Source organism: Endobacterium cereale, assembly GCF_009617585.1.
In the GTDB taxonomy this organism is placed as follows: domain Bacteria; phylum Pseudomonadota; class Alphaproteobacteria; order Rhizobiales; family Rhizobiaceae; genus Neorhizobium; species Neorhizobium cereale.
Genome location: NZ_WIXI01000041.1, coordinates 44,893 through 59,439, shown reverse-complemented (window position 1 = coordinate 59,439; position 14,547 = coordinate 44,893). Strand labels below are relative to the sequence as shown.

Annotated in this window: 14 protein-coding genes; 11 read left to right on the top strand and 3 right to left on the bottom strand. The window is 56.7% G+C overall.

Going from position 1 to position 14,547, the window contains the following annotated elements; all coding sequences use genetic code 11:
- Positions 1–366: 366 nt before the first annotated feature.
- The 3 genes from repC to repA form a co-directional block, all read right to left on the bottom strand.
- The gene (gene repC / locus GAO09_RS10490; protein WP_153353966.1) at positions 367–1,584 is read right to left on the bottom strand and encodes a plasmid replication protein RepC; all 1,218 of its coding nucleotides are present in this window, start codon (positions 1,582–1,584) and stop codon (positions 367–369) included.
- Positions 1,585–1,740: 156 nt separating this feature from the next.
- The gene (gene repB / locus GAO09_RS10485; RefSeq protein ID WP_153353965.1) at positions 1,741–2,721 is read right to left on the bottom strand and encodes a plasmid partitioning protein RepB; all 981 of its coding nucleotides are present in this window, start codon (positions 2,719–2,721) and stop codon (positions 1,741–1,743) included.
- A 70-nt stretch (positions 2,722–2,791) separates the two neighbouring features.
- Positions 2,792–4,000: a plasmid partitioning protein RepA gene (gene repA / locus GAO09_RS10480; RefSeq protein WP_153353964.1), complete on the bottom strand. Its 1,209-nt coding sequence runs from the start codon at positions 3,998–4,000 to the stop codon at positions 2,792–2,794.
- Between the two features lie 382 nt (positions 4,001–4,382).
- Here repA and traI point away from each other — a divergent pair, with 382 nt between their 5' ends.
- The 11 genes from traI (at position 4,383) to trbI (ending at position 14,461) form a co-directional block, all read left to right on the top strand.
- Positions 4,383–5,009, top strand: coding sequence for an acyl-homoserine-lactone synthase (gene traI / locus GAO09_RS10475; RefSeq protein WP_153353963.1), 627 nt, complete (start codon positions 4,383–4,385; stop codon positions 5,007–5,009).
- 11 nt (positions 5,010–5,020) lie between these two features.
- Positions 5,021–5,998, top strand: a complete 978-nt coding sequence (trbB, locus tag GAO09_RS10470; RefSeq protein WP_153353962.1) for a P-type conjugative transfer ATPase TrbB — start codon at positions 5,021–5,023, stop codon at positions 5,996–5,998.
- Entirely contained in the window at positions 5,988–6,362 is a 375-nt protein-coding gene (locus GAO09_RS10465; RefSeq protein ID WP_153353961.1) for a TrbC/VirB2 family protein, read from the top strand. Before trbB ends, GAO09_RS10465 begins: the two co-directional genes overlap by 11 nt.
- Complete coding sequence (locus GAO09_RS10460; RefSeq protein WP_153353960.1) at positions 6,355–6,654, top strand: conjugal transfer protein TrbD; 300 nt, start codon at positions 6,355–6,357, stop codon at positions 6,652–6,654. The genes GAO09_RS10465 and GAO09_RS10460 overlap by 8 nt, the downstream gene beginning before the upstream one ends.
- A gap of 10 nt (positions 6,655–6,664) precedes the next feature.
- Entirely contained in the window at positions 6,665–9,106 is a 2,442-nt protein-coding gene (locus tag GAO09_RS10455) for a conjugal transfer protein TrbE (protein WP_153353959.1), read from the top strand.
- Positions 9,090–9,893 (top strand): P-type conjugative transfer protein TrbJ, encoded by an 804-nt coding sequence (gene trbJ / locus GAO09_RS10450; RefSeq protein WP_153353958.1) that lies wholly within the window; start codon positions 9,090–9,092, stop codon positions 9,891–9,893. The genes GAO09_RS10455 and trbJ overlap by 17 nt, the downstream gene beginning before the upstream one ends.
- Positions 9,894–10,031: 138 nt before the next feature.
- Positions 10,032–11,210 carry a P-type conjugative transfer protein TrbL gene (gene trbL, locus GAO09_RS10445; RefSeq protein WP_153353957.1) on the top strand — a complete coding sequence of 393 codons (1,179 nt, stop codon included), beginning with the start codon at positions 10,032–10,034 and terminating at the stop codon, positions 11,208–11,210.
- A 20-nt stretch (positions 11,211–11,230) separates the two neighbouring features.
- Positions 11,231–11,893 carry a conjugal transfer protein TrbF gene (locus GAO09_RS10440; protein ID WP_153353956.1) on the top strand — a complete coding sequence of 221 codons (663 nt, stop codon included), beginning with the start codon at positions 11,231–11,233 and terminating at the stop codon, positions 11,891–11,893.
- 15 nt (positions 11,894–11,908) lie between these two features.
- Entirely contained in the window at positions 11,909–12,718 is an 810-nt protein-coding gene (trbG, locus tag GAO09_RS10435; protein ID WP_153353955.1) for a P-type conjugative transfer protein TrbG, read from the top strand.
- Positions 12,719–12,721: 3 nt separating this feature from the next.
- Positions 12,722–13,156: a conjugal transfer protein TrbH gene (locus GAO09_RS10430; protein ID WP_153353954.1), complete on the top strand. Its 435-nt coding sequence runs from the start codon at positions 12,722–12,724 to the stop codon at positions 13,154–13,156.
- Positions 13,157–13,168: 12 nt separating this feature from the next.
- Positions 13,169–14,461 (top strand): IncP-type conjugal transfer protein TrbI, encoded by a 1,293-nt coding sequence (gene trbI / locus GAO09_RS10425; RefSeq protein WP_153353953.1) that lies wholly within the window; start codon positions 13,169–13,171, stop codon positions 14,459–14,461.
- Positions 14,462–14,547: the final 86 nt, after the last annotated feature.

Below are 14,547 nucleotides of genomic sequence, written 5' to 3'. Positions count from 1 at the left end.
GCCCTAGATCGGGGAGGGGCTGCGGTGAATGTCTGTCTAGATTGCACGTCTCATCCGGCTCTGTGAAGTTGGAGAAATTTATGATCTGGTCCTCGTGCGGTGGACCTCTTCATAAACGAAATGCCGCTTGTTGCACATCGGCGAGGGCGCTGGATCCCGCTTCCTCTCGGAGACGCTCACGATCCAAATTGTTGCCCCCGGCACCATGGAAATAGTCGCAAGGCGACAGAAGGGGACCATGAGCATTGTTCGCACGGGTTCGGCACCACATGCTTCCTATCCGACGGAGCCTTTTACGTTGTCTGCTGACAAAAAAAGCATTTTCCTCATATTTTTCATGTACTTATCATATTTTAGTTTTCATTCTCAAGCTCTTCGCCCGATTGTGGACGAACTTTGCCTCACGAGGGCATATAGCATGGGTCCGAGCGAGAACTTTCCTCGTTTCGCCTTGTCGGTGAGATTGCGGAGATAGCCCCCAGCCGAAGTGATGTGGTTTGAGCGTTCGTAGATGCATGCTACCGCGATAGCCGTCTCCACATCTCCCAGGACTTCACAGGCGTCTTGGTATGCGGACGGGCTGATGCCCAGCATCGATCGAACGGTAACCGCCGCGGACATCAATTCGCGCCAACTTGAAACACCACCGGCCGGTCCTAAGCCTGCGATCTCCGGGCAGCCTGCCAAAACCACCGACAACGGAAATACCTGAGGTTTCTTCTTCCGCTCACGCTCGTTGATTGACGCAGGTTTTTCGCCCTGCACTTTTTCCAGAGCAGGTTCAGATTCATTGCAGGATTCGGATTTTGAATTCTGTATGTGGCAGCCAAATACGATGGCATTGCTATCCGGTTTTTTGGAATTATCGTTATCTTCCAAGATGCTGACGACCTCTTCGTGCAAAAGCGTCATCTCGTCCAACCGATCGAGGATGTCTGCGGTGCTCGGGCGCCGAGGAATCCGCGAAACGATTTCCACGAAACAATCCTCGACAGCTTGCCAGTTTCCTGGCACCCCTTCTTCCAGGCCGGCTGTAATCAGCTTTCGCACATCACGTCGAACGACCGACAAGCGATCCTTCATCATCCTGAAGCGTCTTTGCTCCGCTGCGACCTCTTGAGCAAGGGAGGCGAACTCAGCTGCGCGTGCCAAAAGGGGGCTTAGACTAAAGCCGTAGGCGTCTTCAATCGATCCACCGGAACCCTTGCGGGCATATCGTTTCCCGTTAGGACTGTCCTTGCGTATAATGACACCCGCATCGACGAGGCTCGCCAGGCACTTGCGCAGAGTTGTCCCCGAAATGCCATTCGCACGTGCGGTGAGCTGCACGTTCGATGGGAACACGACAAGATTGTTGTCTTCCGACAGCTCTACAGCCGGGTAAAACGACAATAAAGCGTTCAACACTGCCAGCGCCCGATCCTGTAAACCGAGACGTTCGCGCGCATCTCCCACGTCGCGAAATACCCGCCATTTTTCGACAGGTCTCTTGTTGTTGGCTTGTTCAGTGTCGACCTGGCGCTGCACCAAGGCAAGCGTCATCGATCGCCGCCCGAATGGCGTCGTTACATATCCCGACTGCATTTTCCTTCGCCTTCAGTTAGGCAACAGAAATCCGCTCACCAAAACGATGCCTAAGACTCTTGACTACGATTCGAGGAAATGCGATTCTCGATCTGCTAGGAATACGAGAGAGGCTTCCACGATTTAGGTCGTTTGGGGGCCTTTTTCTTTTGCGGTTTATTCTCCGTGTTTCTGGTCATTCTCCAGGAATTCGGCATAGAGGCCGTCCAATCTGGAGGATAGGTAATCTCCGAATCGGCTAGCGTTTTTCGCTTTCATCGACAGCGAAAAGGCCTTCCCGGAATTCGTGATTTCAGCAGACACCGCCTTGTCGGCTGGCTGCCACGTCTGTTTGCTTGTCGACAGATCAGTTTTCTTCACCGGCCGAGCAGATTTGTTCAACGCTTCGTAGAGCGTTGAAAACCTTTCATCCGACGGGAGATCGGCAAATGCCGTCTTTTGTGTAACTGAATCGACTTTTTCGGAATTGGACGACTTTCCCACCAGCAATGACAGCTCGATCCAGCGCTCACGCCCGATGGCAGGGGAGGGGCCGATCAATCTGATAAGCTGCCCAGGAATACGCTCCGTCACAGACATCATTTTTGAAAGTGACGAGGCATTCGCCGACAGGGCTGTGGAGATGACCTCGCGTCCGTAACCTTTCTCTTCCAGACCCCTGGCGAACATCGCACGTTCGATGAACGACAGATTTGCTCGCGCAGAATTTTCCTGGCCTTGGGCAATGACGTGCGTCTGGTCGTCCATCGGCTTCACGACAGCACGAACTTTCAGCCCGAGCGACTTCGCCGCTCGCCACCTTCTGTGACCAAACACAACCTGGTACCGACCGTCCTCACTTTGGTGAGGTCGAACAAGTATCGGGGTGTTTTGTCCGTTCGCTCTGATTGCATCCACCAACGCAACAAATTCAGCGTCGTCGTCTTCGAGCCTGTCAGTGATGAACGAGCCATCGATCTGTTCAGGCTCGAGCTCGACGATTACCTCGCCTTCAAGAAACTTGTCGGCCTGCTTTGCAATCTCATCAAGCGAGCGGATCATCGTCTTTGAAGCGCCGCGCATCGGATAACTTGGCGTTGTCGCTTCCTGTGTGTCAGGGATGTCGCTCAGACCGGCGAGAAAGTTTTTACGGGCCATTCACGCGCTCCAATCATTGCTTACAGGGTTGTAATCGCGAACCGAATTTTCAATTTTGTCAGCTGACACTTCATCGCCCCCACGATGCATGAATGAGAGAGGCGATTTCGCCGTTAACCGAATTCATCGACTCAATCGCGCGCTCATACGTGCCGCGGTTGATCGATGACTTATCGACCTCGTACAGAGACTGTTTCGTGATGCCCGCATCTGAGATGGCCGTCGATTTCAGCATCTGGTTCTTGAGCATGAACTCGTTAAACATGGTCGTCATGAAACCGACCATCTGGGACTGTGGCACGTCGGTCGGCTCATATCGTGTGATCAGGTAGCGATACCATTCGAGATTCACTTCAGCGCCAGCTGCCCGGATAGGCTTCAGGATTCCGCCCAACATCAAGAGAAACTGTCCCATCGACATGACGTCCAGCATCTGCGGATGGATGGTGATGAGAACACTGGTGGCAGCGGTCAATGCGGTGATGGTCAGATAGCCGAGCTGAGGTGGGCAGTCCACGACGACCACGTCGTATTGAGCTTCAACCTCCTGCAATGCCCGCGAAATGCGGGTGAAGAAGGTCTTTCCTTCGTTCGACGAACGGTTCGACATGGCGAGCGGCGTGTCGTACTCGTACTCCTGCAATTCGAGATTTGCAGGCACGATGTCCAGACCAGGAAAATTGGTCGGTCGAATGATTTCTGACAGCGGTTTCTTTAAATCATCATACCTGATTGCGTCGTAGATCGACGAAACCTGATCGAGTTCCGGCTGAAAACCGTAAAGAGATGACAGAGACGCCTGCGGATCGAGGTCCACCGCGAGGACGCGAAGACCGGTCAGCGCCAGATACTGTGCCAAATGGGCGGCACTCGTGGTCTTACCAGATCCGCCCTTGAAATTGACGACAGCGATAACCTGCAGCTTTTCACCCGGGCGACGGTGTGGAACATACATCCGGCTTTCAGATCGCCCGTTTTGATCGAGGTACTGTCGAAGCTCCAGCATCTGTTCTGCAGTGTAGGTTCGCCGACCTGACGATGATGTCTGAGGCGACGGGCCCTTGCCTTCAAGATGAAGCTTTTTAAGGGTACTTTGAGACACATTGAGGTAAGTTGCGACCTCTGCCAGCGTGAAGGCGCGCAGATTCTTTCGAGCATTCGGCGGGAATGCCTGTACGCTCAACAGGTGAAGCTTCTTCGATATCAAATCACCCTGTTCGAGGATCTGATCTTCGAAATGCAACGGCATTTTCACCGAAGGAATCGAATTAGCGTTCATTGTCAAAAAACATCCAGATAACGATTTACGGGCCTAGTCCGCCCTATAACCGTTATTATCGACAATTCGCAGGATGTGACAAGGAGTTTAAGGTTAACAAAGTCTTAACGCGACGGGCCGGCGTATGAGAAAAATTATGCCACACAGTTTCTAATACAAGTTAGATTACAACAAGTTGGCGACTTTTCTTCGGCTTGGTGAGTCTACCTTTGTTCTAGGGTAAATTCTGCTCCCGAAAACTGTTCGTAACTCTGGCGGCGTGGGCAATCGATCTCCGTGCGCTGCGACTCACCCGACTCAGGCATACAGAATTCTGCAATTCACAGAGGCAATCTTTTTATGATGACCTTCTCGTCGACGAAAACGACGAGGAGTGTCCGCCATGCAAATCATCGCAATTTCGAAATCACAGGGGCCATCGCAAACGGTCCTTCTGCGCCAACAGTACCAACTGCGAGCGGATGTGTTCTCGACCCGACTTGGTTGGGACGTCGCGGTGAAAGATGGCCTTGAGTTCGATCGCTTCGACGAGCTTGACCCAACATACGTTCTTGCCCTCGATGACGCAGAGCGAGTTCTGGCGTGCGCGCGCCTTCTGCCCGCCCTTGGGCCGACCATGGTCCGAGATGTCTTCTCCACCTTGCTACCGAACGGCACTTTGCACGCCCATCCTGCGATGATCGAAAGTTCGCGCTTTTGCGTGAATACCAATTGCGAGGAGGGAAGGGGTAGCGGTTCGATCCACGAAACGACCTTGACGATGTTTGCCGGCATCATCGAATGGTCGTTGATCAACGGCTACACGGAAATCGTGACCGTCACCGATCTTCGCTTCGAGCGGATCCTTTCTCGTGTCGGATGGCCGCTGCAGCGCTTGGGCCCACCGAAACAAATCGGGGTGACAATGGCTGTCGCCGGCATACTTCCGGCCACCGACAACCTGCTGTCGGCTCTTCAGCCGGAAGCCTACCGCTCCAGCTTTTCTCAGTCTTCCAGCCGAGCCGCGTGAAAGAGAAAGTGATGACCCAGCTTCGCTCTCATCCACGCCTCGTGCGTAAACTCCAGGAAGCCCTTGGCGATCAGCTTTGCGCAGCACTCGATGACGTCAGTGTCGTCGAGATCATGCTCAACCCGGACGGCAAACTCTTCATCGAACGACTTGGTCAAGGCGTCGCTGCCATTGGCGAGATGTCGGCGGCCGCTGCAGAGATGGTCATCGGCACGGTCGCGCATGCACTGCAGTCGGAAGTCGATACCGACCAGCCCATCATCTCCGGCGAACTGCCGATCGGCGGACACCGGTTCGAGGGCCTGCTGCCGCCGATCGTGGCCAAGCCTGCGTTCTCGATCCGGCGCCGGGCGTCTCGAATGATGCCACTGGATGACTATGTGCGCACCGGCGTGATGTCCGCAAGCCAGGCCCGAACCATTCGCAGTGCGATCGCGGCGCGGCTCAACATCATCATTTCCGGCGGCACCGGTTCAGGGAAAACTACGCTTGCCAATGCCGTCATTGACGAGATCGTCAACAACGCGCCGATGGACAGGCTCGTCATCCTGGAGGACACGGCCGAAATCCAGTGCACCGCCGACAACGCGGTATTGCTTCACACCAGCGACACGATCGACATGCCGAGGCTCCTCAAGAGCACGATGCGCCTGCGGCCGGATCGGATCATCGTTGGCGAGGTTCGCGACGGCGCCGCACTCACCCTTCTGAAGGCCTGGAACACCGGCCATCCTGGCGGCGTTGCGACCATCCACTCGAATACTGCCACCTCCGCCCTGAGGCGGCTCGAGCAGCTCACGGCCGAGGCGAGCCAGCAGCCGATGCGCGAGGTGATCGGCGAAGCCGTCGATCTTGTTATCTCGATTGAAAGGACACCGCGAGGGCGGCGCGTGCGCGACGTCATCCATGTCGAACGCTTTGCCCATGGCCAATACGACATCCAGTCGGACGAACCAACGGAAGAACAGGAGGCACATGATGTCGCATAAAAAATGGTTCGCTTTATTCTCAACGGTCCCGATCATTCTGCTGTCAGTTGCTCCGGCACTGGCAAGTTCCGGCAGCAGCCTGCCCTGGGAAGGGCCGCTTGAACAGATCCAGGAATCCATCACCGGTCCGGTCGCCGGGTATATCGCGCTGGCCGCGGTCGCGATTGCCGGCGGGATGCTGATCTTCGGCGGCGAGTTGAATGATTTCGCACGCAGGCTTGTCTACGTCGTGCTTGTTGCCGGTATTCTGCTCGGCGCGACGACCATTGTCGGCCTCTTTGGGGCAACGGGCGCGTCAGTCGGCGTGCCGGGAGAGCTTACTCTAACGCCTTCCTCGGGGACAAAGGATGGCGCAGATGGCTGAACATCTGCCCGGTCTCCACCGAAATCGCATTCATCGCGCCTTGTCTCGCCCGAATCTTCTGCTCGGCGCGGACCGGGAACTGGTGCTGTTGACCGGCCTGATTGCGGTAATCCTGATTTTCGTCGTCCTGACCGTCTATTCGGCCATTCTAGGTGCAGGGGTCTGGATAGCCATTGTCGGCGCATTGCGGATGATGGCCAAGACCGACCCTGTGATGCGTCACGTCTATCTGCGCCACATTTCCTACAAACCGTATTACCGGGCGACGACCTCGCCATGGCGAACCTATTGAGGGTGTGGTCATGACAGCACTCAAACGTTTCCGCCACACCGGGCCGTCTTTCGCCGATCTTGTTCCCTATGCCGGCCTCGTCGATGACGGCGTCCTGCTTCTGAAGGACGGAAGTCTGCTGGCAGGTTGGTATTTTGCCGGGCCGGACAGTGAAAGCGCGACGAATAGCGAGCGCAACGAGCTCTCACGGCAGATCAACATGATCCTGTCACGCCTTGGAAGCGGCTGGATGATCCAGGTCGAGGCGATCAGGATCCCGACGATCGACTATCCCACAGAGGATCGCAGTCATTTTCCGGATACGGTTACACGCGCGATTGAGGCTGAACGGCGTGCACATTTCAGCCGCGAGCAGGGGCATTTTGAAAGCAGGCACGCGATCATCCTTACCTATCGGCCGGCAGAACCACGCAAAACCGCACTGAGCAAATATATCTATTCGGACGATGCCAGCCGCAAGCAATCTTATGCGGACACGGTACTGTTTTTGTTCAAGAACACGATCCGCGAGATCGAGCAATATCTGGCAAGCACCGTCTCGATCGCGCGGATGCAGACACGATCGACCTTCGATTTGGGCGGCCAACGGACAGCCCGATATGATGATCTTCTCCAGTTCGTCCGATTTTGCATCACGGGCGAAAACCATCCGGTCCGCTTGCCCGAAATTCCCATGTATCTGGACTGGGTGGCGACTGCCGAACTTGAGCACGGACTGACACCCAGGATCGAAAACCGCTTCCTTGGTGTCGTCGCCATTGATGGGCTGCCGGCGGAAAGCTGGCCGGGCATCTTGAACAGCCTCGACCTCATGCCGCTCTCCTACCGCTGGTCATCCCGTTTCATCTTCCTCGATGCCGATGAGGCGCGACAGAAACTGGAGCGGACACGCAAGAAATGGCAGCAAAAGGTTCGTCCCTTTTTTGATCAGCTTTTTCAGACACAAAGCCGCTCGGTCGACCAAGACGCGATGACGATGGTGGCAGAAACTGAGGATGCCATTGCCCAGGCGTCGTCCCACCTGGTCGCTTACGGGTACTACACGCCGGTCGTCATTCTCTTCGATCAAGATGCTGCAGCCCTTCAGGAGAAGGCGGAGGCCATTCGGAGGCTGATCCAGGCCGAAGGTTTCGGAGCGAGGATCGAAACGCTGAATGCGACCGATGCCTTCCTTGGCAGCCTTCCCGGAAACTGGTACGCCAACATCCGAGAACCGCTGATCAACACCAGCAACCTGGCAGACTTCATCCCGTTGAATTCTGTCTGGTCAGGCAGCCCGGTCGCGCCGTGCCCGCTTTATCCGCCAAGTTCTCCACCGCTCATGCAGGTTGCCAGCGGTTCGACGCCCTTCCGATTGAACCTGCATGTCGATGATGTCGGACACACACTGATCTTTGGCCCTACAGGTTCCGGTAAGTCGACACTGCTCGCTCTCATCGTTGCGCAGTTCAGGCGATATGAATTCGCGCAGATCTTTGCCTTCGACAAAGGAAATTCGCTACTGCCGCTGACTTTGGCCTGTGGCGGCGATCATTACGAGATCGGGGCGGATGATGAAAAGGGGAGGGCGCTCGCGTTCTGCCCGCTATTCGATCTCTCCTCGGACGGGGATCGCGCCTGGGCAGGCGAATGGATCGAAATGCTCGTCGCGTTGCAGGGCGTCGCGATCACCCCTGATCATCGCAACGCAATCTCAAGGCAGATCGGGCTGATGGCGAAAGCGCCAGGTCGATCGCTGTCCGACTTCGTCAGCGGCGTCCAGATGCGCGAGATCAAGGATGCGCTCCACCACTATACGGTGGATGGGCCGATGGGACAGTTGCTCGATGCAGAAGATGACGGGCTGACACTGCGGGCATTTCAATGTTTCGAGATCGAGCAGTTGATGAACCTCGGCGAGCGCAGCCTAGTCCCGGTGCTCACCTATCTGTTTCACCGTATCGAAAAGCGACTGGACGGGTCTCCAAGCCTGATCGTGCTGGATGAAGCATGGCTGATGCTTGGACACCCGGTGTTTCGTAGCAAGATCCGCGAATGGTTGAAGGTGCTGCGCAAGGCAAACTGCGCGGTCGTTCTGGCAACCCAGTCGATTTCCGACGCCGAGCGATCTGGCATCATCGATGTCCTGAAGGAATCGTGCCCGACCAAGATCTGCCTGCCAAACGGCACAGCGCGCGAGCCAGGCAGCCGGGAATTCTATGAGCGCCTCGGCTTCAATGAGCGGCAGGTCGAAATCGTCGCTGCCGCAACACCCAAGCGGGAATATTACGTCGCAACACCTGACGGCCGTCGCCTGTTCGACATGGCTCTCGGTCCCGTCGCGCTCAGTTTCGTCGGCGTGTCCGGAAAGAACGACCTCAAACGCATCCGATCACTGCAGGCCGAACATGGCGACAAATGGCCGTCCAAATGGCTCGAAATCAGAGGAGTAGAAGATGTGCTCTCGACATGAACTTTGGCGCAATATTGTGGCCGGCCTCATTGCGGGGGTCATCACGACTTCATCGGTTGTTCCTGCCCGCGCCGGCGCAGCGGCCGGTGCAGCAACCGAATGGACGCAGTTGGCGAACAATGCGCAGCTCGTCGATCTGATGACGAGCTCCGGCCTGCAGGTAGATAACCAGCTCACCCAGATCGCTCAGTTGGCCGAGCAGATTCAAAACCAGCTGAACATCTATAAAAACATGCTGCAGAACACGGCGCAGCTCCCCAATCACATCTGGGGTGAGGTGGAGAGTGACCTCAATCGTCTGCGTGACATCGTCAACCAAGGCCAGGGCATCTCGTTTTCGATGGGAAATGCGGACGATGTACTCAGCCAGCGGTTCAAGAGTTATGCCGATCTGAAGACCAATCTTCCGAATGCGGAGACGTTCTCGACAAGCTACCAAACCTGGTCGGATACCAACCGCGACACAATCGCCAGCACGCTCAAAGCGGCGAGCCTGACCGCCAATCAGTTTGACAGCGAGGAGAGCACGATGACCTCGCTGCGTGGCATGTCTGAATCTGCCGACGGGCAAATGCGGGCACTGCAGGTTGGCCATCAGATCGCGGCCCAGCAGGTGGCCCAGATGCAAAAGCTTCGTGGCCTTGTGTCACAGCAGATGACGCTGATGGGCACCTGGCAACAGACCGAGCAGTCCGAAAAGGATCTCGCCCAGGCCCGTCGCGAAAAATTCTTCAACGCAACAGCGCCATCCACCTCCGGCGGTGAGAAAATGAGGATCGAGTGGTGAGAGCAAAACTTGCCTTCACCGCGGTCGCGATTGCTGTCCTGTTCGGCACTCTCGGGCGACCGACATGACATGTTTTTTGGATCCCCGCTTCCGCACCCGACGGCCGGTGGCGAGAAGATGAAAATCGAGTGGTAACACATGACCATCGATATCCCGAAGTTCATACAGTTCTCGACCGTTTTAGCGATCGTTGCCGTTTCCTCAGACCCTACCCTGGCCCAGGACGGCTCGGTTCTGACCGCTCTTCAAAATGAGATCACGACCGCCGCTAAAGGGTGGGAGACATCGGTTCTTGATGCGGCAAAATCGCTGTTCTGGATTCTGGCGGCAATCGAGATCGGCATTGCGGCTGTGTGGCTGGCGCTTCAGGCAGCATCCTTGGACACTTGGTTTGCCGAACTGGTCCGACGCATCATGTTTGTCGGGTTTTTCGCTTTCGTGCTGTCCGAAGGACCAGCATTTGCCAAAGCCATTGTCGACAGCCTCTTCCAGATTGGCGCTGGGGGAGGAACGGCGTCGCCCGCAGACGCTTTCAACGCCGGCCTCACCGTCGCAACGAAAATGTCTGAAAAAGTTCAGTTCGGGCTTTTCGAAGATAATGCGCTGGCGATCTCAGCGGCCTTCGCAATGGTGGTGACTGTCATTGCCTTTGCGCTTGTAGCAGCCATCTTCGTGTCCGTCATGGTCGAGATGTATCTCGGCCTCCTTGCCGGAATGATCATGCTTGGGCTGGGTGGATCCTCCTTCACCAAGGATTTCGCAATCCGTTACCTGGTCTATGCGTTTTCGGTCGGCATGAAGCTGATGGCGCTGGTCATGATATCGCGCATAGGATCGGAAGTCCTGATCGGTTTAGCGAACAGGCCTGACGTTGGCGACGAATTCCAAACCGCACTCGCGATCGCCGGTATCGCGGTAGTGGTTTTTGTGATCGCGATGTATGTCCCCACCATCATCCAGGGTGTCGTTCAGGGCGCTTCGGTCACGGGCGGCATGGAAACCATCCGTCATGGCGGACAGGCGGCCTCATTTGCGGCAGGTGCCGCCAGGCTGGCGGTGAGCTCCGGACAAGCCGGCGTTGCGGCGGCGCAATCTGCCCGGGCTGCAGGTTCGTCAACGGCGGGGGCAGCGCTCAAAGGCATGGGAACCGCGTTTGGATCCGGCATGTCGGCGACAGGCTCCGCTGCGAAGGAAAAGGCGATCGGCTCACCGGGTGCCTACGCAGGCTCTCTGCTTGGGCTCGCCAACGCAAAGCTTGACGGCAGCAGAAGCAGTCAGAGTGGGAAAGCTCCACCACCTGAACTCAAAGGCAAATAGCGACATGAAAGGAATGACCAATGGCGGCTGAGCGTGTCCCGGAAAACCCGTACCTTGCCGCGCGGCAGGAGTGGACAGAGCGTTATGGATCCTACGTGCAGGCGGCACGTGCCTGGCGCATCGTCGGTATCGTCGCGCTGATCATTGCGGTCATCGGCTTTTCCTATGCCATGTATCTGAGCACCCAGGTGAAGCTGGTTCCCTACATCGTTGAAGTGGACAAGCTCGGCAATGCCGTTTCAGCCGGCTTTCCTCAGCAGATCGAATACGCCGACGCGCGGGTCGTTCGGGCAACGCTTGGCAACTTCATTGCAAGCTTTCGTTCAATCACGCCCGATGCCGTCGTGCAGAAGCAATATGTCGATCGCACCTACGCCCATTTACGTGCTTCCGAGCCTGCCACCCAGAAGGTCAATGGCTGGTTCCGGGGGAATTCCCCTTTCGAGCGCGCCAAAAACGCGACGGTCGCAATCGAGGTGAGCAACATCGTCGCGCTGTCGAACCAGACCTACCAGATCGACTGGACCGAATATGAACGCGACCGAAAGGGTAAGGAGACAGGAATGCACCGGTTCCGTGGAATTGCGACCGTGACGCTTACAGCGCCGCAGGACGAGGCAACGATCCGCCTCAACCCGATCGGTCTTTATGTCCAGGATTTCGACTGGACTGCACAGCTTTAAGAGCAGGGGAAAGTGATGAAGGGTAACGGATGGATCATGGCTACCGGCTGCATGACAGCTCTATTGCTTGCAGAGATAGCCCACGCGCAAAGCTTGAACAGCAACGAGGTTAAAGGGACCACCATTTCGCGTAAATGGCGTGGCATGCCCGGTCTGGTTACGACCGGCCCGGATGGAAAAGTCGTTTTCCTTTACGGCGAAACGCAACCATCCGTCGTCTGCTCGCCATTGCAGGTTTGCGACATCGAATTGCAGGGCGGTGAAATCGTTCGCGATGTGCTGGTCGGCGACACGGTGCGCTGGAAGATCGAACCGGCAACGTCGGGCGCCTCCGGCGGCCAGGCAATCCACCTCATAGTCAAGCCATCTGAGGCAGGGCTTGTCACTTCGATGGTGGTGACCACGTCTCGGCGCACATATCACATCCAGCTCAAGTCTCATCCGAGCCAATACATGGCGCGTGTCGGGTTCGAATATCCGCAGGATGCGTCAGCGAAACTTTCGGATATCAATGCGCGTCTTGAAGTCGGTGGACCGGCCGGCACACCCGCAACTTTGAATTTTTCATATTCGATCAGCGGGAGCGCAGGGTGGAAACCCAAACGCGTCTATTCCGACGGAGAAAAGACATACATCCAATTCCCGAAATCGATTACCGGCCAGGATGCGCCGGTCCTCTTCGTGGTGAGCGGCGGCCAGAACCGCGTCGTCAACTATCGTATGAAATCTGATATGATGACGGTCGATTACGCGATCGACCGGGCTGTCCTGATATCCGGAGTCGGTTGGCGGCAGCAAAAGATTACCATCCGGCGCGGGAGGTAATCCATGCGCAGGTTGGCGACAATTCTCCTTCTCATGACCTTCGCCTCGGGATGCCAGACAATGGATGATGTGGAGGCGATCAATTCTGGTCCCCCTGTCGTAAGCGGTGCCGCCGCTGGTGTCATTGCCGGCGACATGGCGAGCCGTCTTGCTGAAGCGGTCCCGACAAGATCGGCACCATCGCTGCGGATGCGCAAGGACGATACGGAATTCGCGACCGCTCTGGAGGCGGCGCTGAAAGGATGGGGTTACAAGCTGGTCACCGACGACAGTACCCCATCTCCAAAGCCGGTCGAGCTTTCCTATTCCCTGTACAGCTTTGAGGGTCAGGTCCTCGCGCGTCTCACCACGCCGACGACAGCTTTGGGGCGCACCTACAATGTGGCTGCCGATGGCGCCTCTCCATCAAGTCCACTCTCCATCATGCAGCCGGATTGAGAAGGATCACTCATGTCCCAGTCACTTCAGCTCGGCAGCGCCGGCAATGGTACCGAACAACCGGCCATGCGTCGCCTCAACAGGTTGCCGGTCATTGTGGTGATCGTCTTCGTAGCAATCGTGCTCGGGGTGATCGTCATCGGCCTCTCCTGGCGCGGGATCACCTTCAATCGCAGTGGCAATCTCGGTGAGTCCTCCAATGCCCCGGCCACGAGTTTTGGTGATCAGCTCAAACGCGGTGTGACCGACGGCATCATCGGTGAACCGGAACAACGGGAAGTGTTCCAGCCAACGCCCGTCCTCCAACGTCGAGAAGAAACCCGCGAGCGACCGAAAGAAGAAGATTTCGTTACGCCCGAGCGTCACAGCACACGGCTCGAACAGGAGGACGTGTGGAAGGCGCGATTGAAAAGGGAGCAGGACGAGCAGATCATTCGGGAAGCGCAACGGCAAAGAATGGCGCGGCTTCAAGCCCGGTCGACCGCCCTGGAGTCTCCATTGACCGTCGATATTGGCGATGTGCCAAACAATTCGGAAGCCACGGATAGGCAACGGTCGCCTGTAGCAACTGTATCGAACGATGCCGGCGATTTCTATGAGGCGGCAATGAAGGCCGGTTTCCCCGGCGCCAATGGCGATCAGAATGGGCAGGCAGCCAAGGAGGACTTTTTCAATCAGGACATCAAGGAGCTCGGATATCTGCCAAACAAGGTCGTTTCCCAGATTTCACGTTTCGAGCTGAAACGCGGCTCCGTCATTCCAGCCACGCTGATCACCGGTCTGAACTCGGATCTTCCGGGCCGTATCACCGCGCAGGTTAGCCAGAACGTCTACGATAGTGCCAGCGGACACCGCCTTCTGATCCCGCAGGGCGCTAAACTGTTCGGACGTTACGATTCAAAGGTTTCGTTCGGGCAGGAGAGGGTGTTGGTGGTCTGGTCGGATCTGATCTTCCCCAATGGATCGACGCTGCAGATCGGTGGAATGGCCGGCACGGATGCCGAAGGCTATGGCGGCTTTAAGGACAAGGTTGATCGCCACCTCTGGCGCACGTTTGGGTCGGCGGCGCTCGTGGCCGTGATCGGCACCGGGATCGATATGTCCCTGCCGGAGAGTTCGTCATTGGCAACACAGGACACGGCCTCCGATGCCGCCAGACGTAACTTCGCGGAAACGTTTGGCCGAATGGCCGAGCAGACCATTTCGAAAAATCTTAACGTCCAGCCCACCATCATGATCCGGCCCGGCTATCGCTTCAACGTCATGGTCGATCAGGACATCGTTTTCCCGTCGGCTTATCGCTGACTGCCCCAAGTGATGGACCCACCCATTTCCCCTAAAAACGCAGGGGCTCAACCTATGCGATCACGCAAATGTGCGCCGCACACGTC